25 protein-coding genes and 1 pseudogene are annotated in these 24,386 nt (G+C 38.5%); all 26 read left to right on the top strand.

The features are described 5' to 3' along the window. Positions 1-67 precede the first annotated feature (67 nt). The 26 genes and pseudogenes from rpsA to qcrB all read left to right on the top strand — a co-directional run bounded on the left by rpsA (position 68) and on the right by qcrB (position 24,370). On the top strand, positions 68-1,207 hold the full coding sequence (rpsA, locus tag AC4G3O_RS02885) for a 30S ribosomal protein S1 (RefSeq protein ID WP_491135788.1): 1,140 nt from the start codon (positions 68-70) through the stop codon (positions 1,205-1,207). 414 nt (positions 1,208-1,621) lie between these two features. Next, a complete protein-coding gene (locus tag AC4G3O_RS02880; protein ID WP_066107492.1) occupies positions 1,622-2,248 on the top strand; it encodes a YphA family membrane protein in 627 nt (208 codons plus the stop codon). Between the two features lie 285 nt (positions 2,249-2,533). Continuing rightward, complete coding sequence (der, locus tag AC4G3O_RS02875) at positions 2,534-3,844, top strand: ribosome biogenesis GTPase Der (RefSeq protein ID WP_066107491.1); 1,311 nt, start codon at positions 2,534-2,536, stop codon at positions 3,842-3,844. 21 nt (positions 3,845-3,865) lie between these two features. Then, positions 3,866-4,900, top strand: coding sequence for an NAD(P)H-dependent glycerol-3-phosphate dehydrogenase (locus tag AC4G3O_RS02870; RefSeq protein ID WP_066107488.1), 1,035 nt, complete (start codon positions 3,866-3,868; stop codon positions 4,898-4,900). Between the two features lie 264 nt (positions 4,901-5,164). Then, entirely contained in the window at positions 5,165-5,365 is a 201-nt protein-coding gene (locus AC4G3O_RS02865) for a DUF2768 domain-containing protein (RefSeq protein ID WP_066107485.1), read from the top strand. After that, entirely contained in the window at positions 5,358-6,101 is a 744-nt protein-coding gene (locus AC4G3O_RS02860; protein ID WP_491135787.1) for a YphF family lipoprotein, read from the top strand. Before AC4G3O_RS02865 ends, AC4G3O_RS02860 begins: the two co-directional genes overlap by 8 nt. Positions 6,102-6,385: 284 nt before the next feature. After that, positions 6,386-7,864: a stage IV sporulation protein A gene (spoIVA, locus tag AC4G3O_RS02855; protein ID WP_066107482.1), complete on the top strand. Its 1,479-nt coding sequence runs from the start codon at positions 6,386-6,388 to the stop codon at positions 7,862-7,864. Positions 7,865-8,257: 393 nt separating this feature from the next. Then, entirely contained in the window at positions 8,258-8,530 is a 273-nt protein-coding gene (locus AC4G3O_RS02850) for an HU family DNA-binding protein (RefSeq protein ID WP_049670554.1), read from the top strand. Between the two features lie 173 nt (positions 8,531-8,703). Continuing rightward, complete coding sequence (folE, locus tag AC4G3O_RS02845; RefSeq protein WP_066107479.1) at positions 8,704-9,270, top strand: GTP cyclohydrolase I FolE; 567 nt, start codon at positions 8,704-8,706, stop codon at positions 9,268-9,270. A gap of 32 nt (positions 9,271-9,302) precedes the next feature. After that, positions 9,303-9,530, top strand: coding sequence for a trp RNA-binding attenuation protein MtrB (mtrB, locus tag AC4G3O_RS02840; protein WP_066107475.1), 228 nt, complete (start codon positions 9,303-9,305; stop codon positions 9,528-9,530). 127 nt (positions 9,531-9,657) lie between these two features. Further along, entirely contained in the window at positions 9,658-10,416 is a 759-nt protein-coding gene (locus AC4G3O_RS02835) for a heptaprenyl diphosphate synthase component 1 (protein ID WP_491135786.1), read from the top strand. Between the two features lie 45 nt (positions 10,417-10,461). Beyond that, positions 10,462-11,175, top strand: a complete 714-nt coding sequence (locus tag AC4G3O_RS02830; protein WP_139891730.1) for a demethylmenaquinone methyltransferase — start codon at positions 10,462-10,464, stop codon at positions 11,173-11,175. A gap of 33 nt (positions 11,176-11,208) precedes the next feature. Beyond that, positions 11,209-12,171 (top strand): heptaprenyl diphosphate synthase component II, encoded by a 963-nt coding sequence (gene hepT / locus AC4G3O_RS02825; protein ID WP_139891731.1) that lies wholly within the window; start codon positions 11,209-11,211, stop codon positions 12,169-12,171. An 89-nt stretch (positions 12,172-12,260) separates the two neighbouring features. Next, on the top strand, positions 12,261-12,707 hold the full coding sequence (gene ndk / locus AC4G3O_RS02820; protein ID WP_139891732.1) for a nucleoside-diphosphate kinase: 447 nt from the start codon (positions 12,261-12,263) through the stop codon (positions 12,705-12,707). Positions 12,708-12,899: 192 nt separating this feature from the next. Continuing rightward, positions 12,900-13,699, top strand: a pseudogene (locus AC4G3O_RS02815) (CheR family methyltransferase). A 161-nt stretch (positions 13,700-13,860) separates the two neighbouring features. Then, a complete protein-coding gene (gene aroC, locus AC4G3O_RS02810; protein WP_140461596.1) occupies positions 13,861-15,033 on the top strand; it encodes a chorismate synthase in 1,173 nt (390 codons plus the stop codon). Continuing rightward, positions 15,033-16,148 (top strand): 3-dehydroquinate synthase, encoded by a 1,116-nt coding sequence (gene aroB / locus AC4G3O_RS02805; protein ID WP_490551317.1) that lies wholly within the window; start codon positions 15,033-15,035, stop codon positions 16,146-16,148. The genes aroC and aroB overlap by 1 nt, the downstream gene beginning before the upstream one ends. Then, entirely contained in the window at positions 16,145-16,510 is a 366-nt protein-coding gene (gene aroH / locus AC4G3O_RS02800; protein WP_139891735.1) for a chorismate mutase, read from the top strand. The genes aroB and aroH overlap by 4 nt, the downstream gene beginning before the upstream one ends. A gap of 26 nt (positions 16,511-16,536) precedes the next feature. Further along, positions 16,537-17,643 (top strand): histidinol-phosphate transaminase, encoded by a 1,107-nt coding sequence (hisC, locus tag AC4G3O_RS02795; RefSeq protein ID WP_491135785.1) that lies wholly within the window; start codon positions 16,537-16,539, stop codon positions 17,641-17,643. A gap of 20 nt (positions 17,644-17,663) precedes the next feature. Then, positions 17,664-18,767: a prephenate dehydrogenase gene (locus tag AC4G3O_RS02790; RefSeq protein ID WP_491135784.1), complete on the top strand. Its 1,104-nt coding sequence runs from the start codon at positions 17,664-17,666 to the stop codon at positions 18,765-18,767. 19 nt (positions 18,768-18,786) lie between these two features. Further along, positions 18,787-20,085 carry a 3-phosphoshikimate 1-carboxyvinyltransferase gene (gene aroA / locus AC4G3O_RS02785; protein WP_066107439.1) on the top strand — a complete coding sequence of 433 codons (1,299 nt, stop codon included), beginning with the start codon at positions 18,787-18,789 and terminating at the stop codon, positions 20,083-20,085. A 436-nt stretch (positions 20,086-20,521) separates the two neighbouring features. Next, on the top strand, positions 20,522-21,769 hold the full coding sequence (locus AC4G3O_RS02780) for a tetratricopeptide repeat protein (RefSeq protein ID WP_254654729.1): 1,248 nt from the start codon (positions 20,522-20,524) through the stop codon (positions 21,767-21,769). 27 nt (positions 21,770-21,796) lie between these two features. Next, a complete protein-coding gene (locus AC4G3O_RS02775; RefSeq protein WP_066107436.1) occupies positions 21,797-22,354 on the top strand; it encodes a ReoY family proteolytic degradation factor in 558 nt (185 codons plus the stop codon). Positions 22,355-22,543: 189 nt separating this feature from the next. Further along, complete coding sequence (locus tag AC4G3O_RS02770) at positions 22,544-22,996, top strand: DUF2487 family protein (RefSeq protein ID WP_066107433.1); 453 nt, start codon at positions 22,544-22,546, stop codon at positions 22,994-22,996. Between the two features lie 182 nt (positions 22,997-23,178). Then, positions 23,179-23,682: a Rieske (2Fe-2S) protein gene (locus AC4G3O_RS02765; protein WP_139891739.1), complete on the top strand. Its 504-nt coding sequence runs from the start codon at positions 23,179-23,181 to the stop codon at positions 23,680-23,682. Between the two features lie 13 nt (positions 23,683-23,695). Beyond that, entirely contained in the window at positions 23,696-24,370 is a 675-nt protein-coding gene (gene qcrB / locus AC4G3O_RS02760) for a menaquinol-cytochrome c reductase cytochrome b subunit (protein ID WP_066107427.1), read from the top strand. Positions 24,371-24,386 lie beyond the last annotated feature (16 nt).

Raw genomic sequence — 24,386 nt, 5'->3', positions numbered from 1 at the left:
GGCGGATTAGTGGTATTAAATATAAATTGAAAGGTAATTGAACCCGTGATCGTTAGGAGGAGTACATATGACAGAGGATATGAACAATATTAATGTAACCGAGTTTAATGTAGGCCAAAGAGTGCGTGGGACTGTAACTAAAGTTGAAGAAAAACAAGTCGTAATTGAAGTTGAAAATAGTAAGCATGATGGCATTGTCCCTATCAGTGAGCTCTCCAGTCTGCACGTTGAAAAAGCTTCAGATGTGGTGAAGGAAGAGGACGAGCTTGAGTTTGAGATTATCAAAGTCGAAGATGAAGCTCTGATTCTATCGAAAAGAAAAGTAGATGCAGAAAAAGCGTGGGGAGACCTGGTTGTTTCATTTGAAAATGGTGAAATAATTGAAACTGAGGTTAAAGACGTTGTAAAAGGCGGTCTAGTTGTTGACTTGGGAGTACGTGGATTTGTACCTGCCTCGCTTGTCGAAGATTATTTCGTTGAAGATTTCTCTGACTACAAAGGGAAAGAGCTAGCGTTTAAGATTGTAGAGCTGGACCAAGAAAAAAACCGCTTAATCCTTTCACACAGAGATGTTGTGCGTGAAGAGAAAGAAAAGAAAAAAATTGGCGTTCTGGAATCTTTACAGGCTGGCCAAGTCCTTAAAGGAACGGTTCAGCGAATAACTGATTTCGGCGCATTTGTTGATATTGGAGGTATTGATGGTTTAGTTCATGTATCTCAGCTTTCTCATGAACATGTGGACAGACCTTCAGATGTTGTCTCAGAGGGAGACAACGTCCGAGTCAAGATTTTATCTATTGACCGTGATACTGAAAGAGTTTCATTATCCATAAAAGAGACCCTGCCTGGACCTTGGTCAGATATTACTGATAAAGCAAAAAAAGGCAGTGTTTTGGAAGGGACGGTTAAACGTCTTGTATCCTATGGTGCTTTTGTGGAAGTATTCCCTGGTGTAGAAGGTTTGGTGCATATTTCTCAAATTTCACATAAACATATCGGCACTCCTCATGAGGTTATGTCTGAGGGAGATGTTATTAAAGTTAAAGTGCTTGACGTGAATGAGGATGAGCACAGATTATCTCTAAGTATTAAAGAATTGCAAGAAAATCCAGCTGCTGAAATGGATAACTATGAACTCCCTGAAGAAACAAGAGGCTTCCAATTAGGTGAAATGATTGGAGAGCAGTTAAAGAATTTAAAAAAATAAAGTAATGTGTTAGATGCCCTTACAGGCTTGCATGCTTTAGGTTTAATATTAAGTAAAAATCAGCCCTTCTCAGGTATAGAGAAGGGCTGTTTCTATGTATAAACAAAAAATCGAATAAAGTTACCAATCAGCGTTATGCTTCACTCTGTATTATTTAGTTTTGTGAAATGACCCGAGGATTAGAGTGTAACTTGGTCGTGATTGCGATTAAAGGGCCAGAATTAGCGTGGCTGAAAAAATCTGTTATGTAGAATATCTGTTTATGAAAGTGAGGGTGTCTTTGGGTATCTACTGAATTTATAGAAAAGAATCGAATGCCCTGCTTACCGAAGATGTGTTAAATAAATCAATTTCCTATTACATTTGAAATGTTTAAAAAAATTGAAAGTTGGCATACTGCTAAGGGAGGTTTTTATGCATGAAGGTTATTTATTTTTCAGTTTAATGTGGCTTGGGTGTTGGTATTTTATTTTTATATCAGATGAATCGGTTAAGATAAGACGGAGAGGAATGATCAGACTATTGGCAGGGATTTGCTTTGCCGGTCTGTCCATCCATATATTCAGTATACATTTAAATCTGTTTTTTATTGCGGCCCTGCTTTGGTCTTTTTATCAATGGAGACATTGGACGAATAAAGAATTAATTAGAATGACAGTCGCTATTTTTTTTATTACTATTGCCTTTATATGTATTAGAATTTATTCAGTTCTATATCCAGTATGGTTTATTGTAAACTGGATTTATATTGCGGCCGGTATGCTGGTTGTACTGAGTATAATCTTTTTAGAATCAACTAAAAGGGTCAGTATACTTAGTGTTGCCATTATACTTGGTGAAGCAGTTTATTCAGGGATTTTATATGTTTACGGGTTTCCAGTTAAAGCGATAGGTACATTTGAATCATTGGACCTTTTGTTACTGGCGATAACCATTACTATCCTTTTAAATAAAACCAATAATCTATGGACAAAAAGAATACCGAGGCGAAGGATTTATCATCAGCAGCATGTAGGGTTAAAAGGTAAGGGCGTTAGATAAAAACCTGTTGGATAAATTCCATTAAGAAAAGTAATTTAGTTTACTTTTTACCGAGAATATTGAAAGGAAAACTCCAAGGGAGTTTAAATTTCACGTCAAAAATAGTAAGGAAATATAGCAGAAGAGTTGTTACTTTGCGAAACGTTTGCTATCATAATATAGTTAGACCCTTCTTTATGATTAAGAAGGGTTCTTTTTTCATAAAATATAAATACATTAAACATGCTAACAATTCAGTGAAAATAAACAGGAATTTAGCTAGGATAGTTGAAAGGATGAACGACCATGCCAAAACCAGTTGTAGCCATAGTAGGCAGGCCGAATGTAGGGAAATCTACAATATTCAATCGGATTGTAGGAGAAAGAATATCAATTGTAGAAGACGTAGCCGGAGTAACCAGAGACAGGATTTATAGTTCTGGAGAATGGTTAAACCATGAATTCAATATTATTGATACAGGCGGTATTGATATAGGGGATGAACCGTTTTTAGAACAGATTCGTCAACAGGCAGAGATTGCTATTGATGAAGCGGATGTTATTATTTTTATGACGAGTGGCAGAGAGGGATTGACTTCTGCTGATGAAGAAGTGGCAAAAATTCTTTATCGTTCAAAGAAACCAGTAGTCGTTGCTGTAAATAAAGTGGATAACTTTGAGATGCGCGATCAGATCTATGATTTCTATGCATTGGGCTTTGGTGAACCAATAGGAATCTCTGGCTCTCACGGAATTGGAATTGGGGATTTGCTAGATGCTGTTGTACAAAGCTTCCCTGATCACCAAGCACCTGACTATGACGAAGATGTGATTAAGTTCAGCTTGATCGGTAGACCGAATGTTGGAAAATCCTCATTAGTTAATGCGATTTTGGGTGAAGAGCGCGTTATTGTAAGTAATATCGCAGGAACAACAAGAGATGCGGTCGATTCTCCATATAAATATAATGGCGATGATTATGTCATCATTGATACCGCTGGAATGAGGAAAAAAGGTAAGGTATACGAAAGTACTGAAAAGTACAGTGTTTTACGTGCATTACGAGCTATTGAACGTTCAGATGTTGTCCTAGTGGTCCTCGACGGGGAAGAAGGCATTATTGAACAGGATAAAAAGATTGCTGGGTATGCCCATCAGGCAGGACGAGCTATCGTTATTGTAGTGAACAAATGGGATGCAGTTGAAAAAGATGATAAAACGATGAAGAAGTTTGAAGAGAAAATCAGGGCTGAATTCCAGTTCCTTGACTATGCTCCAATTGTGTTCTTGTCTGCTAAAACGAAAGCACGTATCCATACTTTGCTTCCAATGATTAATTTGGCAAGTGAAAACCATGCACAGCGTATCCAAACGAATGTCCTGAATGATGTTATAATGGATGCAGTAGCAATGAATCCAACGCCGACCCATCACGGCAAAAGGTTGAAAATATATTATGCTACACAAGTGGCCGTTAAGCCGCCATCCTTTGTTGTCTTTGTAAATGATCCAGAATTAATGCACTTCTCCTATGAACGCTTCCTGGAGAATAAAATTAGAGATGCATTTGGATTTGAAGGAACGCCTATAAAAATATTTTCTCGACTACGTAAATAATTTTTTTGAGGAGTGGAGTCTATGCAACAATCAGTCACCATTTTGGGAGCAGGTTCGTGGGGAACTGCACTTGGAATTGTCCTTGCAGATAACGGACATGCGGTAAAAATCTGGGGGCATGAGTTAGAACATGTCAATGAGATAAATCGTGAACAGGCAAATATTCGTTATTTACCTGATGTCAAGCTCCCTTCCGCTATTAAGGCATACTATGATTTGGAAGAGGCATTGTCTGGCTCAGAGGTTATTGTTTTTGCTGTACCGACTAAAGCAATTCGTGAAGTGGCCCGCAAGGTTAAAGCGATTGTCCAGGATAAAGTGACAATCGTCCATGTAAGCAAAGGGATAGAGCCAGATAGCTTGCTGCGTATATCTGAAATGATAGAAGAAGAAATTTTGGATATAGCAAAAGATATCATTGTTCTCTCCGGCCCAAGCCATGCTGAAGAGGTAAGCAGAAGGATTCCTACAACCGTTACGGTTGCTTCTAAAAATATGGAAGCAGCAGTGCGTATTCAGGATTTATTTATGAACCAAAATTTCCGCGTGTATACAAACCAAGACTTAGTTGGTGTGGAAATTGGGGGTGCCTTGAAAAACATTATTGCCTTAGCAGCTGGGATTACGGATGGACTTGGATACGGAGATAATGCCAAAGCCGCTTTGATGACTCGCGGTCTTGCAGAAATCACTCGTCTGGGTGTGAAGATGGGAGCAAACCCGTTAACATTCCTTGGATTAACAGGTATCGGTGACCTTATTGTAACATGTACAAGCGTCCATTCAAGAAACTGGCGTGCCGGTAATATGCTTGGAAAAGGAAAGAATCTTGAAGAGGTTCTTGAAAGCATGGGAATGGTTGTTGAAGGCGTGAGAACAACGAAGGCAGCTTATCAGTTGTCGGAGAAATACCAAGTGAAGATGCCAATTACGACTGCCTTGTACGATGTCCTGTTTAATGACAAGGATATTAAGACAGAAGTAGATGATCTTATGACTAGAAGCAAGAAGCATGAAATGGAAGATTTGATGGATAGCATGATTAATAATCATTAATTAATGATTTTCTCAAAAAATAGGCATTTGTTACTTGCTGAGATGGTCATTTAAACATAGTATACTTTATAAAAGACTGAGCCAGCATAAACTTAGTCTAAGTCTATATATTTAGTCCAGGACGGAAGTTTGGGTATATAAAACCCGAGCTTCCGTTTTTGTTTTCTTTTAGGTATATTTTGGGTTATAATAGCAAAGGTTGAAAAAATATTATTCTTTTTAAAAATATGGTAAAAAGAATTGATGAAAAAGGGGTGCCGAATATTGAGCATAGCAATGCAAAAAATGTGGATTTCGATTGCTGGGATGGGCTTAATGGCAATCGCAGTGCTGGCTATATATCTAAGCAGATATAAATTAAAGGGTATATTAAAATATCTTTTAGCCACGATAGCCTATGTATCTATGTTTATAGCAGCCATTATTATGGTCATTATTATTGTGAGTGGTCCTACAAATGGATAAAGTGTTGAATAAGAAACTACATAAAATATCTGGAATGACATTCTTGCTGTGTACAATTCTTTTTCTATCCGGGTGTATGTATCCGCAGGAGAATTTACAGCAAAACCAGGTACCCTATGAAGATCAGGTCGAATCCGTTCAGAAAGCTGTTTTGGAATATAGAAATGATAATGGCGGCAACCTGTTGCCGATTGTGACAAAGGATCAAGATACACCGTATTATATGAAATACATAATTGATTTTCAGAAATTGGTTCCAAAATATATGTCTGAAATTCCGGGAAATGCCTATGAAAATGGCGGGATTTTTGAATACACACTCGTTAATGAAGAAACAAATCCAACTGTTAGGCTGATTGATTTACGTTTAGCCGAGACAATACGGGATACCAAGCTGCAAATTCAATCACAGGGCTATCCTGCGTTTGAAGAAAAAATTGGTACCAATGTCTATGCACTCAACTATAAAAATATGGGATTTGACAAGGAACCTACCGTGAAAAGTCCCTTCACAGGTAAATCGTTACACCTTGTTTTAGGCGAAGATGGCGAATTGTACATTGACTATACACCGGATTTATATGATTTACTTATTGATCGTTCGGCGGGATTTAAAAAGGGTGAAGATATAAGAGCAGAGTTAGTGAAAGACAGCCTCTTTGTTCCTGCCTATTCATTGCCTTATACATGGGATCAAATAGCAAATAAACCTGTCTTTATGGCAATTGAGGAATAACCTTTCTTTTACAAAATATATTGTAAAAGAAAGGTTTTTTTTATTCCAGATTGTATTTTAAATTTTGACATCTCCTGAATAATTCGGTGCTTTATCATGATACTCCGAATAATTGGTTCATTTTTAATCAAAATAGCAGTCGGTTGTTTACATAAAAGGAGAGGAGAGAAAAAACTAGTCATAAGTTTAATGGGCTATAGCATAAATATATAGTGTCCAAGTTTATAAGACTATCAATAATTACGTATATGTACTCATATATGGAGGAATCGGGAGGGGATCTCTTGGAAAGGGTCGATATATTTAAGGATATAGCCGAGAGAACCGGCGGCGATATATATTTAGGAGTAGTTGGAGCCGTTCGGACGGGTAAATCTACATTTATTAAGAAATTTATGGAGTTGGTTGTTCTTCCTGGTATGAAAAGTGAAGCTGAAAAAGCACGTACGATTGATGAATTACCACAAAGTGCAGCAGGAAGAACGATCATGACTACGGAACCTAAATTTGTGCCGAACCAGGCAGCGCAGGTTCAGGTAGACGAAGGGTTAGAGGTCAATATTCGTATGGTTGACTGTGTAGGATATACCGTTCCTGGTGCGAAAGGATATGAGGATGAGAATGGGCCAAGGATGATTCATACGCCTTGGTATGAAGAGCCAATTCCGTTTCATGAAGCAGCTGAAATTGGCACTCGTAAGGTCATACAGGACCATTCTACAATTGGCGTTGTAGTGACGACAGATGGGTCAATAGGAGAGATACCAAGGTTAGACTATGTAGATGCTGAGGAAAGGGTCGTAGAAGAGCTAAAAGAGGTTGGAAAGCCTTTTATCATGATTATTAATACAGTCAGCCCTTATCACCCGGATACAGAGATTCTGCGTGCTAAGCTTCAGGAAAAATATGATATCCCGGTGCTTGCCATAAGTGTTGAGAGCATGCGGGAAGGGGATGTGTTAAATGTCCTGCGGGAAGCATTGTTTGAGTTCCCTGTTCTGGAAGTGAATGTGAATCTACCTAGATGGGTTATGGTGCTTAATGAAAATCATTGGCTGAGGGTCAGCTATCAGGATGCTATAAGAGAAACGGTTCAGGATATTAAAAGGCTTAGAGATGTTGATAGACTCGTCCATCTTTTTGAAGAGTATGAGTTTGTTGGTCATGCTTCATTGGCTGGGATTGAAATGGGCCAGGGAGTAGCCGAAATAGATTTATCAGCACCTGATGAATTGTATGACCTGGTTCTAAAAGAGATTGTGGGTGTTGAGATACGAGGGAAGGATCATTTGCTTGAATTAATGCAGGATTTTGCTTACGCGAAAGCGGAGTATGACCAGGTCGCGGATGCCCTTAAAATGGTTAAACAAACGGGTTATGGTGTTGCTTCTCCTTCTCTGGCGGATATGAGTCTGGATGAACCGGAAATCATTAGACAGGGATCCAGGTTTGGAGTTAGGCTGAAAGCTGTGGCGCCATCCATTCATATGATAAAAGTAGATGTTGAATCAGAATTTGCCCCTATAATCGGAACAGAGAAACAAAGTGAAGAATTGGTTCGTTATTTAATGGCGGATTTTGAAGATAATCCTCTGAGCATCTGGAATTCAGATATATTTGGCCGCAGTTTGTCTACTGTAGTTCGTGAGGGAATCCAAGCTAAATTAAGTTTGATGCCGGAGAATGCACGATATAAATTAAAGGAAACGCTTGAAAGAATCATTAATGAAGGATCTGGCGGATTAATTGCCATTATTCTTTAACAGATACAGAGGGTTTTACGGACCGTAACGGATCCGTAATCCTCTGTATTTTTTTGCAAAAATCAAGTGTTTTTATAAATGCTTTAACTTTCAAAATACCTCAAATAAGAAGATATGGCAATAAAAATAGAAAAATAACCTACATTATTCGAATAAATGCCTGTAAATTCGCCAATTTACTTGATATGGTCTATGGATTATGATAATCTTTTATCAGAAATCAAGTTCAAAGCAAAAACCCTTATATATCAATGTTTATCAATGGTTTTTTATGTTAAAAATGATTAATGACAAAATATTTCAAGTTTTTGTTTTGACTGATGAAAATATTTCATTACAACTTAAAAAGTATTGAAGTAGAATGGAAGCATACTTTGGGAGGAGGTGAATGGCATGAACAAAACAGAATTAATCAACGCTGTTGCTGAAGCTAGCGAGCTTTCTAAAAAAGACGCAACTAAAGCAGTAGACGCAGTGTTCGAATCCATTTTAGAAGCTCTTAAAAATGGAGATAAAGTACAATTGATTGGTTTCGGTAACTTTGAAGTTCGTGAGCGTGCTGCTCGTAAAGGACGTAACCCGCAAACTGGTGAGGAAATCGAAATCAGTGCCAGCAAAGTACCTGCATTCAAACCAGGGAAAGCACTTAAAGACGCTGTTAAGTAATTTTTACATACGATTTTACTTGAATAAGCGCTATACGCGATTAGAGTCATTACCAATTTCTTTGGTAATGACTCTTTTTCTATTATGAAGTCCATAATCTATGGCTCTAAGAATAAAATGTGCTACTATGGAAATAGTTGAAATTAGGTATAGCAATGGGAGGAAGACATAAAATGAGTGAAATCAATCGCGGTAAAATAGAAGAAGCAGTGACAATGATTTTGGAGGCTCTTGGGGAAGATCCAACAAGGGAAGGGCTCCTGGACACACCTAAACGTGTAGCAAAAATGTATGAAGAGGTATTTTCCGGATTGAGACAGGATCCTAAAGAATATTTTGAAACGGTATTCGGTGAAGATCATGAAGAATTAGTCCTTGTTAAGGATATCCCTTTTTATTCTATGTGTGAGCACCATCTCGTGCCATTCTTTGGAGTGGCACATGTGGCCTACATACCAAAAGGCGGACGTGTTACAGGTTTGAGTAAATTAGCCAGAGCGGTCGAAGCAGTGAGCAGAAGGCCGCAATTACAGGAACGGATTACATCAACTGTTGCAGATTCTATTATGGACACACTGGCTCCTCATGGAGTGATGGTCGTAGTTGAAGCTGAGCATATGTGCATGACTATGAGAGGTGTTAAAAAACCAGGATCGAAGACAATTACTTCCGCAGTAAGAGGAACATTGGCGACAGACTCAATCTCCCGTCAGGAAGTATTAAGCTTAATTAATAAATAATCATGAGATAAAAGTTGAAAAGGAGTAAGAGAATGGAGAACCTTCAATCAAATGATTTTGTAGTTATAAAAGCATTGGAAGATGGAGTGAGTGTTATTGGATTAACCAGAGGTGAGGATACTAAATTCCATCATTCAGAAAAGCTTGATAAAGGTGAAGTGTTATTTGTTCAATTTACAGAACACACATCAGCTATGAAAATCAGAGGAAAAGCGGTTATGTACACGCCATACGGTGAAATAGAAAGTGAAAAGGAATAACCGATTATCTATTCTCTCCTTTTAAACCATTCGACAGCAATTTAAAAGGATAGTAAGATAAGTATGATGAATACGTAATGTGCCGATTATGGTACGGAATCAGAAGTGGAAGCATGGGTGATTACCATTGGATAGCATCAATAATGAAGTCATACAATTTAATAGTGAGATAAAGAAACTTATCTATCATTCTTTAATATTAGATCATATTGATCGGCCAGTCATAAATGATGATATGATAGCGGTTGTGGTTAAAATTCTGCGTGATGCTAATGTGGATCAAAAGTTTATGCCATATTACATAGTATCTGTCATGCTTATGCAAATTGCCCTGGATACCCATGAGGGAGTTTCAAACACAGAGGAATCCGAAAGTCCGGCAAAATTAAGGAAACGGCAGTTATCGATTTTGGCTGGAGATTATTATAGCAGTATGTATTATCATATATTGGCGAAAACAAAAGATATCGAGTTTATTAACCTAATGTCCAGGGGAGTTCAGGAAGTGAATGAGGCTAAGGTACACTTATATATGGATAAGGATGCTGATATAGATACATTAGTAAAGTATCTTAAACAGATTGAAACCATACTGGTCGAAAAAACAGCTGAGTATTTTAACGTAATTGAACAAAAGGATTTGTTTATAGACTTTTTATTATGGAATAGATTAATGGCAGAATTGGACGGTTATCAAAATAAGTGTAACTCTAAATTTATTCAAGCCTTACAATCAATACATAGTGTAAATGATGAAACTGCTGATAAAATATCAGATTTACTTAAAAGGGAAATTACAAAGGTAAGTGATAGATTAAGATCAGCTATGTTGCAATACAATTTTAAGGATGAAATGGTTTTACGGATTGAGACAAGTATAAGGTAATCTTGAAAACATATAAAAAGACGATGTGGGGAAAGGGAATTCATAATGAAACAACAAACAAAAGAGGAACGTGTACACGGTGTCTTTGAAAAGATTTCTGATAATTATGATTCTATGAATTCAGTAATCAGTTTCCAGTTACATAAGCGTTGGCGTGCCGATACGATGAAAAAAATGGATGTTAAACAGGGAGATCAGGCACTGGATGTATGCTGCGGTACAGCTGACTGGACGATAGCGCTGGCGAGACAGATTGGCGACTCTGGTAAGGTAACGGGTTTGGACTTCAGTAAAAATATGCTCAAGATTGGCGAACAAAAGGTTAAAAAGGAGCAGTTAAATAATGTGGAACTGCTTCATGGGAATGCAATGGAGCTTCCCTTTGAAGATAATACATTTGACTTTGTCACAATTGGATTTGGTCTTCGGAATGTCCCTGACTACTTAACGGTATTGAAAGAAATGAACCGTGTTCTGAAACCGGGTGGCATGGCTGTTTGTTTAGATACTTCTCAACCGACGTTACCGGTTTACAGACAGCTATATTATTTTTATTTTAAGCATATTATGCCTCTCTTGGGTAAATTATTGGCTAAGAGTTACAAGGAGTATTCCTGGCTGCAGGAATCTGCATCTGATTTTCCAAGTGCACCGGCATTGAAAAGACTCTTTGAAGAAGCCGGTTTTGTGAAGGTTAAATATAAACCTTATTCCGGTGGTGCAGCTGCGTCTCATTTTGGATTCAAACAATCAAAATAAAGGGCGCATATTAGTTTAACGGGAAGTGGAACTATGAAATTACCAAAATTGTATTCAATTTTCAGACAGGATATCCAATTAATCGAAAAAGAGCTGCGTTCATCGATACAAACTGAATGCAGACCACTTCAGGAAGCATCTATGCACACTCTGAAAGCTGGAGGCAAACGCATACGCCCTGTTTTTGTACTGCTCACCGCAAAATTTGGAGAGTATGATATTAATCAAATTAAGCATGCTGCAGTTGCTCTGGAACTTATTCACTCAGCATCATTAGTACATGATGATATCATTGACGAAGCCAAACTGCGTAGGGGATCACTGACGGTTCGTTCCAAATGGGATAATAAAATGGCTACTTATACAGGAGATTACATATTTGCCAGGGCTCAGGAGCTTATGACTCATATTAAAGATCCATTGGCACATCAGGTAGTAGCTAAAACCATCATGGAAGTCAGCATTGGCGAAATAGAACAAATACGTGATAAATACAATTTTGATCAAAATCTACGTAACTATTTAAAGCGTATTAAACGAAAAACGGCTGTCTTAATTGCGGCCAGCTGCCAATTAGGTGCGATCAGTGCAGGGGTATCGGAGGATATACACAAAAAATTATTCTTGTATGGATACTATGTGGGCATGTCCTTTCAAATAATGGATGACATACTTGATTTCACGGCCTCTGAAAAAGATCTGGGGAAACCTGCGGGTAGTGATTTGTGGCAGGGGAATATTACCTTACCTGTTTTGTATGCCTTACAGCAACCGCAATTGGCCAAGCTTATCCGAACTGTTCACGAAGATATGAGGTTAGAAGAGTTGCAGCCTATACTCGAATCTATCAAGCAATCAGGAGCAATCGAGAAATCCATCGACTTAAGCAATGCTTACCTGGATAAAGCATTTGATATTCTAGAATTATTGCCAGAGTCGAAGAATACGGATTATTTATATGAAATAGCAAGATTTATCGGAAAAAGGAAATACTAAAATGCTATTTCCTTTTTTGTTTGCTTTATACATGTAAATAATGGTATTATTCTTTCTGAAAGCCCATACATACGAACAGAGGTGTAATTATGGAAAAAACATTTTTAATGGTTAAACCAGATGGTGTACAAAGAAATTTAATCGGGGAAATTGTATCACGTTTAGAAAGAAAGGGCTTTCAGCTTGTTGGAGCGAAATTGATGATGATTCCAACAGAGGCGGCTGAAAAGCATTACGAGGAACATAAAGAGCGTCCTTTCTTTGGTGAATTGGTTGACTTTATTACATCAGGACCAGTTTTTGCAATGGCATGGCAAGGGGAAAATGTGATTGCGACTGCTCGTCAAATGATGGGATCTACCAATCCAAAAGATGCTGCTCCTGGTACAATTCGCGGAGATTATGGTGTAACGGTAGGCAAAAACATTATCCATGGCTCTGATTCACCTGCAAGTGCCGAGAGAGAACTTGGAATCTTCTTTAAAGAAGAAGAGCTTGCTGAATATACAAAATTAGCGAATGAGTGGATTTATTAAGTAGATAGATAAAGATTAAGGGCTGTCAACAAGGTTGGCGGCTTTTTTAATTGCATACCTTACCGGTTTATGGGGGTTTATAGAATAGATCATGTGATCGTTATGGGCATACGTAATAAGTGTGGTTATATCATTGAATCTGCTAATTTTGTATACTTATAGTAAAAGAATTTATTGGAGTCGTAGGGGTATATGATAAAAATTAATGATGACTATCAGGGGTTTGTTAAAGGGATTAACTATTTAACAGGAATCAATTTATCTTTATATAAGGAAGCGCAAATGAAAAGAAGAATTACCTCCTTATATGAAAAACAAGGTTTTAATGGGTTTCAGGATTATTACAATCATCTTCGTAAAGACCAGTATTTATTAAATGAGCTTCTGGACCGTATGACGATTAATGTTTCGAACTTCTTTCGGAATTATAGAAGGTGGGAGGTTTTGGAGAAGGAGATTCTGCCAGAATTATTGTCTGAAAAAAAGACTTTGAAAATTTGGAGCGCCGCTTGTTCAACTGGTGATGAACCCTATTCACTTGCCATGGTGCTAACCCGCTTAAATGCCCTGAATCGTGTCTCTATCCTGGCAACCGATATAGATCAGAATGCCTTAGAAATTTGCAGGAGAGGCATTCAGAAAAATCTTTGGGGGAAGTACCAGTAGAGTTAAAGAATAAGCATTTCGAATTCGTGGATGGATTTTATCATATTAATCAACAAATAAAAAATGCGGTCACGTTCAAGAAACATAATTTACTGGCTGATTCGTATGGCCAATCATACGATTTAATCATATGCCGTAATGTTTTGATTTATTTTACGGATGAAGCAAAGGGTTTATTATATAAGAAATTTTCCCAATCACTTCGTCCTGGCGGAGTTTTGTTTGTGGGCAGTACTGAACAGATCTTCAACCCAACTGTATATGATTTTATCAGTACAAATACGTTTTTTTATAAAAAGAGAAATCATCATAGGGTACATAGCTAATAGACATACTGAAATGAAAGATAATCAGGAGACGTCGGCAGAGAGTGAATGGTAGTACCTTGTTAATCTGATGTACAATATAAGCAAGAAAATTACCATAAGAATAACAGTATATGATATATTATTACATAAATGCTTTAAAGTGATGAAGGAGGAGCCTTATGAGATATATAACTGCTGGGGAATCCCACGGCCCCCAATTAACAACTTTAATAGAAGGATTACCTGCAGGAATGCCGTTGTCTGAGGAAGATATCAACAAGCATCTTGCCAGGAGACAAAAGGGATATGGACGCGGTAGAAGAATGCAAATTGAAAAAGATACAGTAGAGATTACAGCAGGAATTCGTCATGGCAGGACATTAGGATCACCTGTTGCTCTGCAAGTTAAAAACCGGGACTGGACTCATTGGACCCATGTCATGGGAATTGAGCCAATTGATGAAAAGGCAGAAGACGAAATTAAACGTAAAATCACAAGACCGCGCCCAGGGCATGCTGACCTGAATGGCGGTATGAAATATGGACATAGGGATTTGCGCAATGTTTTAGAGCGCTCGTCTGCAAGAGAAACAACTGTCCGAGTGGCAGCGGGAGCTGTTGCGGTGAAACTGCTTAGTCTGCTTGGTATAGAAATTGTTTCGCATGTTGTTGAAATCGGTGGCATTAAAGCAGCTGAAACAGAGGTTAAGGATATTAAAGAGATCCAACAGCTGGCAGAGGATTCTCCGGTTCGCTGTCTTGATGAAAAAGCTGCTGAGAAGATGATGGAAGCCATTGATTTGGCTAAAAAGAATGGCGATACATTAGGTGGTGTCGTTGAAGTAGTGGCGACTGGAATGCCTGCTGGTGTCGGGAGCTATGTTCATTATGATCGTAAACTAGATGCAAAAATTGCAGGTGCAATCCTTAGTATTAATGCATTTAAGGGTGTCGAATTCGGGATTGGCTTTGAAGCGGCCAGAATTCCAGGCAGTCAGGTGCATGATGAAATCATTTGGGAGGAAGGACAGGGATATAGCCGTAAAACGAATCGCCTAGGCGGTTTTGAAGGCGGAATGACAACTGGAATGCCTGTAGTAGTGCGTGGAGTTATGAAACCAATCCCTACCTTGTATAAGCCGCTCAAAAGTGTGGATATTGACACGAAAGAGTCGTTTACAGCCTCGATAGAACGCTCTGATGCATGTGCTGTTCCGGCAGCGGCAGTCGTTGCTGAGCATGTGGTAGCATGGGAGCTTGCCAATGCAATCATTGAACAGTTTTATTCTGATCGGATGGAGACATTGGTTGAATCCGTTAATCAGCAAAGAATGTATGCGAGGGAATTCTAATGGAAACTATTCAAATTAAAACTTCTTCAAAGGAGTATCCGATTTTTATAGGTGATGGAGTGATTGAAGAGCTCCCTATATTTTTGGAGAAAAATTTCAAAGGAAAACCAAAAGTATATATGATATCGGATGAACTGGTATCGTCTCTTTATTCTGAGCTGATTAAAACGTTGTTGGCCAAACGTGGCTATGAAGTAATCATCCATGCCGTACCAACAGGAGAAAGAGCAAAATCATTCTCTGTATACGAAGAATGTTTAACGGTAGGATTTGAAAATAAACTTGATCGTGACAGCCTCGTGTTAGCTCTGGGCGGGGGAGTGGTTGGAGATTTAGCTGGATTTGTAGCTGCGACCTATATGAGAGGTATTCCCTATATTCAACTGCCAACAACCTTGCTGGCTCATGACAGTGCAGTTGGAGGAAAAGTGGCTATTAATCATCAACTGGGTAAAAATCTAGTAGGCTGTTTCTATCAACCGGAGGCAGTCTTCTATGATAGTTCCTTTTTATCCACTTTACCAGAGAAGGAATGGCGCTCAGGATTTGCCGAGTTAATTAAGCATGCCCTACTATGCAGTAAATCCTTTTATGACGATTTAAGAAATCAGTATTGCAGTATTTCTGACCTGCAATCCAAATCATTGGCTTCGTATATAAAAAAAGGGATTTCTGTTAAAGCTACTATTGTATCGGAGGATGAAAAGGAGAAAGGCTCGCGTGCTTTTCTTAATTTTGGTCATACATTAGCTCATGCGATTGAAGGGGCAGCTGGATATGGAGTGGTAACCCACGGGGAAGCTGTAGCCTTTGGTATGTTATTTGACCTATATTTGAGCCAAAAGTATGCTGATTTTTCTTTTAATCTAACTGCATTTAAGGATTGGTTAACCAATTTAGGCTATCTACAAATACCAAAAGAAATTTTATCAGCAGAATTATTGCTGCCATTTATGAAACTTGATAAGAAAAATAAACAAGGGACAATAGCGACGGTCCTTTTAAATGATTATGGCAGCCCAGCCTTACATTCCTATTCTGATACGGAAATACAAGACGAATTAACCTATTTCTTAAACAATATAGTCGGAAGGGAGAATGGTTATTCATTATGATGAGAGGCATCCGAGGAGCCATTACCATAGAAGCAAATAAAAAAGAACTCATTGAAAATAAAACAGAAATCTTACTTCGAGAAATGATCGAACAGAATCATCTTCAGGCAGAGTCTATTGCATCTATATTCATATCTGTCACAGATGATATAGATGCAGGGTTTCCAGCTGCTGTTGTTAGAAAAATAGATGGATTTACATATGTTCCCGTTATGTGCATGCGTGAAATTCCAGTACCGGGTTCCTTATCATTGGCCATACGGATTATGATTCATGCCAATTTGGATACAGCCCAAAAGAATATCAAGCATATTTATCTGGAGGGGGCTACGGTCCTTAGACCTGATTTAACAGAGAAATAGACAATAAAAAAGGGGGAACTGGAGCTTTGAAATGGAAGAATCATTTATATACATTAGAGCCTTATAAGCCAGGCAAACCAATTGAGGAAGTAAAAAGGGAGTTTGGGTTGGAGGAGATCATCAAACTGGCATCAAATGAAAACCCATACGGATATTCATCCGAAGTCGCAAAAACGCTGAAGGAAACAGAATGGTCACTTCCCTTGTATCCGGATGGCGGAGCCGTTAATTTGCGTGAAGTCTTATCTAACTATTTAGGAGTTGAAAAAAATCAGCTTATCTTTGGAAATGGTTCAGATAATATCATCCAAATGATAGCAAAGGCGATTCTTGCTCCAGGTGTGAATACGGTTATGTCTACGGGTACCTTTAGTCAGTACAGCCATAATGCCATTTTGGAGCAGGCAGAGATCAGGGAGGTGCCGCATATAAATGGCAGACATGATCTTGACGGCATGCTTCGTCAGATTGATGCTGACACGGGGATTGTGTGGATTTGTTCTCCTAATAATCCGACAGGCGAATACATAAGAGGTGAGGAGCTTCTCCCATTTTTGAGTCAGGTTCCTAACGATGTATTAGTTGTATTTGATGCAGCTTATTATGAGTACGTCACAGCTATAGATTATCCTGAAATCTTGCCGTTAATTAATCAGTTTGATAATTTAATCCTATTGCATACTTTTTCCAAGATTTACGGGATGGCGGCTTTGCGTATTGGTTATGGAGTGGCTAATTCCGATATTATCCGTATGCTTGAGCCTGCAAGAGAGCCGTTTAACGTCAATGCATTAGCTCAAAAGGCTGCGATTGCTGCTATAAGTGATCAACAATTTATTGAGGAATGCAAACAAAAAAATAGAGATGGCCTTCAGCAATATTATGAATTTTGTAAGATTCATAACTTAAGTTACTATCCATCACAGGCAAATTTCATCTTAATCGATACAGGTCATGATGGGGATGAAGTCTTTCAGTATTTAATGAGAAAAGGCTTTATCGTTCGTTCCGGCCAGGCTTTGGATTTCCCTACATCCATTAGGATTACAGTTGGTTCTGACCAGCAGAATGAAGCTGTTTTGAAAGAGCTGAAAAATTTCCTTTTGATGAAAGAAAATAAAGAAACCAAATAGATAGTAGGTGAGGTGCCTCCATGCGTGGGAATGTATTAATGATAGGTCTTGGTTTAATTGGAGGATCCATTGCTTTATCTATTAAAAAGGAACATCCGAAGGCATTGATACTAGGGTATGATGTGGATCGAAAACAGGTGCAGCTGGCAAAAGCATTAAAAGTAATAGATGAAGAGACTTTGGATTATAAAGAGGCAGCTGGAAGAGCAGATGTTATCATTATCGGAGTCCCGGTGCAAGCTACATCAACCGTTATGGAAAGCCTGTCAGCATGTACGCTGAAAAAAAGCGTTATAATTACGGATGTAGGAAGTACAAAGGCAAAGATCATGAAAGAAGCAGAGCGTTTGTTTAGCATGAATTATACGTTTATAGGCGGTCACCCAATGGCTGGATCTCATAAAAGCGGAGTAGCTGCGGCAAAAGTGCATCTTTTTGAAAATGCTTTTTATATATTGACAGCTTCTGCTCATGCAGGTGTTAAAGAGGTTGCTGAGCTGAAGATGTGGCTGAAGGGGACGAAAGCCAAATTCATTGAAGTGGATGCTCATGAGCACGATTTAATGACAGGTGTCATCAGTCATTTGCCGCATATTATGGCAGCCTCGATTGTTAATCAGGCTGAACAGGCTGAAGCGAAACATGATTTAGTTGCAAGACTTGCTGCCGGAGGATTCAGGGATATTACCCGAATAGCTTCATCCAGTCCTCAAATGTGGAAGGATATTCTGATTCAAAATGATCAAGTATTAATCGATCTTTTGGACTCCTGGATAGATGAAATGTCAGAGGTGAGAGAATGGATTCGTACGAAGGATGAGGAAAGATTATATTCCTTTTTCCAAAGTGCAAAAATGTTTCGTGATGAGATGCCGGCCCGTAAAAAGGGTGCAATTCCTTCCTTTTATGATTTATATGTGGATGTCCCGGATTATCCAGGAGTCATTTCGGAGATTACCGGTTATTTAGCAAAATCTAATATAAGTATTACTAATATAAGAATCATTGAGACGCGTGAAGAAGTGTACGGTGTATTGGTGATCTCCTTCCAATCAGGTGAAGATCGCAAACTAGCGGTGGAATGTTTACGTGATGCAACTAATTACGATACTTATTATGACTGAGATAAAAAGGAGGAAAGGCATGGGAAAAATCCTATTATTCAAAAACCCCCAGTTGAAAGGCACGATTGAAGTGCCGGGAGATAAATCTATTTCGCACAGAGCGGTCATGTTTGGGGCAATAGCGGAAGGGAAAACGACGGTATATCATTTCTTAGAGGGTCAGGATTGCTTAAGTACTATTGAGTGTTTTCAAAAAATGGGTGTGGATATACAAAGAGAAGGCGATAAGGTCACCATCCAGGGTAATGGATATGGCGGTTTAAAGGAGCCGATTGGCTTGCTTGATGTCGGCAATTCAGGGACAACCATCCGACTGCTTATGGGGTTACTCGCCAACCAGCCCTTTTCTATCACTTTCACTGGTGATGAATCCATTGCAAAAAGGCCAATGAGAAGAGTGGTAGATCCGCTGAGGAAAATGGGAGCAAGAATATCCGGAAAAGAGGATGGTAACTTTATACCGCTTGAAATGAACCAAGGTGAGCTGTCAGGTATTGAATATGAGCTTCCGGTAGCAAGTGCCCAGGTGAAATCAGCTATTCTTTTGGCTGGATTACATGCGAAAGGAACCACAACGGTCATTGAAAAAGCAGCCACGAGGGATCATACTGAACGGATGATTGAATCGTTTGGGGGGAGCATCCATATCGACGGCAATATGATCAGAGTTACAGGAAATCAGGTGCTGAGCGGAAAGGATGTTCATGTTCCCGGAGATATCTCCTCTGCAGCGTTTTGGATGGTTGCCGGTACCATTGTACCAAACAGTGAGATTATATTAAAGAACGTTGGGCTGAATCAAACAAGAACGGGGATTATTGATGTTTTGAAAGAAATGGGAGCAAATATTGAAATTCAGTTAGACAAACTCGGAGAACTTGCGGAAGAATCCGGTACGGTTACAGTAAAAACTTCCTCTTTAAAGGGGATAACAATTGCCGGAGATATCATTCCAAGGTTAATTGATGAGCTGCCTGTTATTGCCCTGTTAGCTTCACAGGCTAAGGGAAAAACCGTCATTAAAGATGCTGCTGAGTTAAAGGTTAAAGAAACAAATCGAATTGATGCCATCGCTACTCAATTGGGTGCGCTTGGTGTTGATATAACTCCAACAGACGATGGTTTAATCATTGAGGGAGAACAAACCTTGCATGGAGGTACGGTGGACAGCCTGGGGGACCACCGTATCGGAATGACATTGGCGATTGCTTCACTGCTTTCCAAAGACTCTGTAGTATTAAACAATGCTGATGCCATTTCAGTATCCTATCCAGGTTTCTTTGATGATTTAATTAAGCTTGTATCCATTCAGAAATAAAAGAGAGGGGAACCTCTCTTTTTTGGTACTAAAATTTCTGATAGTTTCATAGCATGTCTAAAAGAAAGTCAATGAAACCCTTGCCTTTACACATGTAAAAATGGTTGATAGGGCGGTGAAAATGTAATCAATTAAATGGATAGATAGAATGAAATGGAAGAGTACGATTCGGTCGCTTTTTGTTAAATGATAAAGTATACTTATATAACCTTAAAATTAAGACTCCAAGCTCTATACCACAAAAAAATCATTTAATTTCCTTATCAGATAAATATTTTTTTCTGGAGTTTCCATTAGCTCTTTATACAGGTTAAAAAAAGTGAGTATAATAGGGGTAATAACAAAATTTTAGAGGCTCCGGATTGGACGAACATTATTTTGCCGAATGACCAGCAGATTTGTTATAGATTTAGGGAAACAGAAAGGAATACCAATGATGAAAATTGAATCAATTATAAAAAAACTGATGCAAGGTGAATTTGAAGAAGCTAAAAAACATATAAATCAGATTAAGCAATCCAACAATGATGACGATGTTTATACCTTGGCGGAAGAAATCGCTTCACTTGGGTTTATGGAAGAGGCAAAGGAGCTTTTTGAAGAATTGCTGAAGCGTTATCCCGATGAAGGAGAGATTTTATTTTCATTGGCTGAAGTATCAACTGAATTGGGGCAGGAAGAGGAAGCATTGTTGTATTTAGAGAAAATTGATCAGGAAGATCCGATGTACCCAGGAGCACTCCTATTATTAGGGGATTTATATCAGGGAATGGGTATGGAGGAGGTCAGTGTTCAAAAGCTGAAAGAGGCCAATCGAATTTTACCGGATGAACCTATTGTAAAATTTGCTCTTGCAGAACTTTATTATCAACAAGGACATTTCCGTTCGGCTGTAGAATTATATAGCAGTATCTTAAAGAATGAGACTGTAATAAATGGCGTTTCAATTTATAAGAGATTAGCCTTATCACTTGTATCATTGGGCGAATTTGAAGAGTCGCTCCCTTATTTCAAGAAAGCTGGCAGGGAGGATGATGACGTAAATTTATTGTTTGAATATGGATTTGCTGCGTATCATGCAGGAGAATTTCCAACGGCAATAGCTAAGTTTACAGAGCTTAAGGAAATAGACCCTGCCTATCATTCACTTTATTTGTATTTAGCCATGGCCTATGAAGAGTCCCTTGATTTGGAAAAAGCACTGGATGTTGCAGAAGAAGGGATTAAGGAAGATCCTTTCAATAAGGAAATATTCCTGTATGGTGCTGAGCTAGCAACTAAGCTTGGAAATACAGAGAAAGCTATTAAATGGCTATCGGAGGCTATTGCGATTGATCCGGGTTACCTCGAGGCAATTCTAACTTTAGGCAAGCTTTATTTACACGAAGAAATGTTTGACCATGTCATTGATTTGGTATCCTCTGTTAGAGCGATGGGGGAGGATGACCCGCAATTTAATTGGCTCCTGGCAACGGCATATTCAGAGCTTGAGGAGTATAGTGAAGCATTATCATGTTACAAAGAGGCACATGAATTTTTTGGAGATAATAGAGACTTTTTACATGAATACGGTTATTTCTTGCTGGAAGACAGTAAATTTGAAGAGGCCAGGTCGATATTTAAGACATTACTCCACGAAGACCCAAGCAATGATGAGTATATTGATATTTTAGAACGAATTTAACTAATTTGTACAGAGGAGGGCTCCACCTTGAAAACCCCTGTTTCTGTCGATGAGAAGAAGGAATTTATACGCTGGTTTCTGAACCATTACCAATTAAAGCGCAGAGAATGTGTATGGATATTAAATTACTTAATGAGTCATGATCAGCTCATGATGAATGTTCATTTCGTGGAAGGAGCTAAGTATTGTCCAAAAGGAATGGTCATGTCCACTCATTGTGTGGAAGATGTGCCATTTAGATTCTATAAGAGTAATATCATGACAACTGACGCAGAGAAGTCATTCCATGATATACGGCTTAATAAGGACGAGGATATCTACATACAATTGAATTTCAGGACAGCCTACTCATCCTATCAGTATGCAGCCGTACTTGAGGAAAATCCTTATCAGCCAAAAAACCTCCCCGGTAATGAACAGGATCAATATATTGCAGAAAATATTTTAAAAATCAGTCTATCAAGATTCGAAGAGGAACGGTTAGCACAGATGATTGATGAGGCAATTGATAACCGTGATATAGAATTATTTAATAAATTAAGCAGTCAGTTGAAAAGAATCCGATCTCAGGAATCTTTTAACTAATAGCAGCCACACATATTTCTTTGAGAGAAAGAGATTATGTGTGGTCTTTTTTATGCTTCCACGCTTGATTTGGCAGTTGCTTATCCCAGCAGGATGAGGAACAAAGATTTCTCCCTGAATTGTAAGCTTATTTGTATATATTTTACTTATTATGTTTTACAATGGAAAAAGAAGTCGAGGGGGAAAATTATGAAATATCAGTCAGTTGATACAGAATTATTTAGTAAATCCAAAGAATATATTGATACTATAGTTATCCCGTTAAATCCGGTTGATTTTGATGATACATTTAGCCAGACGGTATCATCCTATGAATTTATGACATTGCTGACGCATGAGCTCGAAAAAGAATTAAAGGGCCGTCTATTTTTAGCCCTACCTCTGCCATATATTAAAAATAGTAAGACAGAGGAGAAATTAAATCTCTTGTCTGTTTGGGTAGATTATTATAGAGGTCAGGGATTTAAATATATCCAATTTCTCACTACTGACAGTAAATGGACAAGTATAGATGAGAGCGGACATGTTTTATGGATACCGGCAATCCCCATCGAAAAAATGCCTCTTGATGCGATTAAAACAGTTATAAGTGATCAAATGAAACAGCTTGTTGATATACTAACAGAATCCTGGAATAAATGATGTTTTTGTAAGTAAATAGTATATTGGTATAAAACAGGAAAAATAAAACATGTATTTCCTTAACTGGGAGTTTATTGACCTATTAAAAATATTAGGATATTATTGTAATGTCCTAGTTTTATGGAGTTTGTGCAATTTTCTATTTTGTATGACTTTTTCGATATAAGGGGGGGAGAAATTTTATGAGCAGCCAAAAAGTATCAAGACGCCAATTTCTGAATTATACGCTTATGGGCGTTGGGGGGTTCATGGGAGCGGCAACACTTATGCCTATGCTGCGTTTTGCAGTCGATCCAGCTTTGAAAGCGAATGCATCTGGGGAGTTCATTAATACTGGAATGAAAATATCTGAGATTACTGAAACACCAACTCGTGTCGATTATAAAACTGAGGTTAAAGATGGTTGGTACGAAGCTGAAGAGACAAGAACAGCATGGGTTTACAAAGATGAGAACGGCAAGATAGTTGCCCTTTCTCCGGAATGTAAACACTTGGGGTGTACGGTGAACTGGGAAGGATCAGAAGATCATAAGAATGAATTTTACTGTCCATGTCACGGGGGGCGTTACGAAAAGAATGGTAAAAACATTCCGAAAACACCTCCAATCGGGCCGCTCGATGTTTACGACAAGCAGGAAAAAGATGGAGTATTATACTTGGGCAATGCAAAAGAAAACGAAGTGTAGGGAGGCATAATCAATGCTTAATAAAATGTACGATTGGATTGATGAGCGATTGGATATCACGCCATTATGGCGCGACATTGCTGATCATGAAGTCCCTGAGCATGTAAACCCTGCCCATCACTTTTCGGCATTTGTTTATTGTTTTGGGGGATTGACGTTTTTCATCGTAGTCATTCAAATTTTATCCGGAATGTTTTTAACCATGTATTATGTGCCGGATATTAAAAATGCATGGGAATCTGTTTATTATTTACAAAATGAAGTTGCTTTTGGTCAAATTGTTCGGGGCATGCATCACTGGGGAGCAAGTGTCGTCATTGTCATGATGTTTTTACATACTCTTCGTGTGTTCTTCCAGGGTGCCTATAAAAAGCCACGTGAACTAAACTGGATTGTTGGAGTATTAATTTTCTTTATAATGCTAGCTCTAGGATTGACAGGGTATCTGCTTCCTTGGGATATGAAAGCGTTATTCGCTACAAAAGTAACGTTGACCATTATCGATTCGGTGCCATTCATCGGGCCATACTTAAAAACGTTGCTTGCTGGTGACCCTACGATTGTCGGGGCGCAAACCTTAACGCGTTTCTTTGCGATTCATGTATTCTTCCTTCCAGCGGCGCTTATTGGACTAATTGCAGCTCACTTCTTAATGATACGCAAACAGGGAATATCAGGACCGCTATAAGATATTAGTTGAAAAT

Source organism: Bacillus sp. z14 (2026), from assembly GCF_058313575.1.
This window is presented reverse-complemented; position numbering and strand designations above follow the sequence as displayed.

Bases quoted from the DNA above. Each gene is read 5' to 3' on its own strand.
- AC4G3O_RS02860 (WP_491135787.1), top strand. From the start codon at position 5,358: ATGGATAAAGTGTTGAATAAGAAACTACATAAAATATCTGGAATGACA.
- AC4G3O_RS02830 (WP_139891730.1), top strand. From the start codon at position 10,462: ATGAAACAACAAACAAAAGAGGAACGTGTACACGGTGTCTTTGAAAAG.
- AC4G3O_RS02770 (WP_066107433.1), top strand. From the start codon at position 22,544: ATGAAATATCAGTCAGTTGATACAGAATTATTTAGTAAATCCAAAGAA.
- mtrB (WP_066107475.1), top strand. From the start codon at position 9,303: ATGGAGAACCTTCAATCAAATGATTTTGTAGTTATAAAAGCATTGGAA.
- der (WP_066107491.1), top strand. From the start codon at position 2,534: ATGCCAAAACCAGTTGTAGCCATAGTAGGCAGGCCGAATGTAGGGAAA.
- ndk (WP_139891732.1), top strand. From the start codon at position 12,261: ATGGAAAAAACATTTTTAATGGTTAAACCAGATGGTGTACAAAGAAAT.
- AC4G3O_RS02765 (WP_139891739.1), top strand. From the start codon at position 23,179: ATGAGCAGCCAAAAAGTATCAAGACGCCAATTTCTGAATTATACGCTT.
- AC4G3O_RS02870 (WP_066107488.1), top strand. From the start codon at position 3,866: ATGCAACAATCAGTCACCATTTTGGGAGCAGGTTCGTGGGGAACTGCA.
- AC4G3O_RS02780 (WP_254654729.1), top strand. From the start codon at position 20,522: ATGAAAATTGAATCAATTATAAAAAAACTGATGCAAGGTGAATTTGAA.
- rpsA (WP_491135788.1), top strand. From the start codon at position 68: ATGACAGAGGATATGAACAATATTAATGTAACCGAGTTTAATGTAGGC.
- hepT (WP_139891731.1), top strand. From the start codon at position 11,209: ATGAAATTACCAAAATTGTATTCAATTTTCAGACAGGATATCCAATTA.
- AC4G3O_RS02790 (WP_491135784.1), top strand. From the start codon at position 17,664: ATGCGTGGGAATGTATTAATGATAGGTCTTGGTTTAATTGGAGGATCC.
- aroH (WP_139891735.1), top strand. From the start codon at position 16,145: ATGATGAGAGGCATCCGAGGAGCCATTACCATAGAAGCAAATAAAAAA.
- aroB (WP_490551317.1), top strand. From the start codon at position 15,033: ATGGAAACTATTCAAATTAAAACTTCTTCAAAGGAGTATCCGATTTTT.
- folE (WP_066107479.1), top strand. From the start codon at position 8,704: ATGAGTGAAATCAATCGCGGTAAAATAGAAGAAGCAGTGACAATGATT.
- AC4G3O_RS02880 (WP_066107492.1), top strand. From the start codon at position 1,622: ATGCATGAAGGTTATTTATTTTTCAGTTTAATGTGGCTTGGGTGTTGG.
- aroA (WP_066107439.1), top strand. From the start codon at position 18,787: ATGGGAAAAATCCTATTATTCAAAAACCCCCAGTTGAAAGGCACGATT.
- qcrB (WP_066107427.1), top strand. From the start codon at position 23,696: ATGCTTAATAAAATGTACGATTGGATTGATGAGCGATTGGATATCACG.
- aroC (WP_140461596.1), top strand. From the start codon at position 13,861: ATGAGATATATAACTGCTGGGGAATCCCACGGCCCCCAATTAACAACT.
- AC4G3O_RS02850 (WP_049670554.1), top strand. From the start codon at position 8,258: ATGAACAAAACAGAATTAATCAACGCTGTTGCTGAAGCTAGCGAGCTT.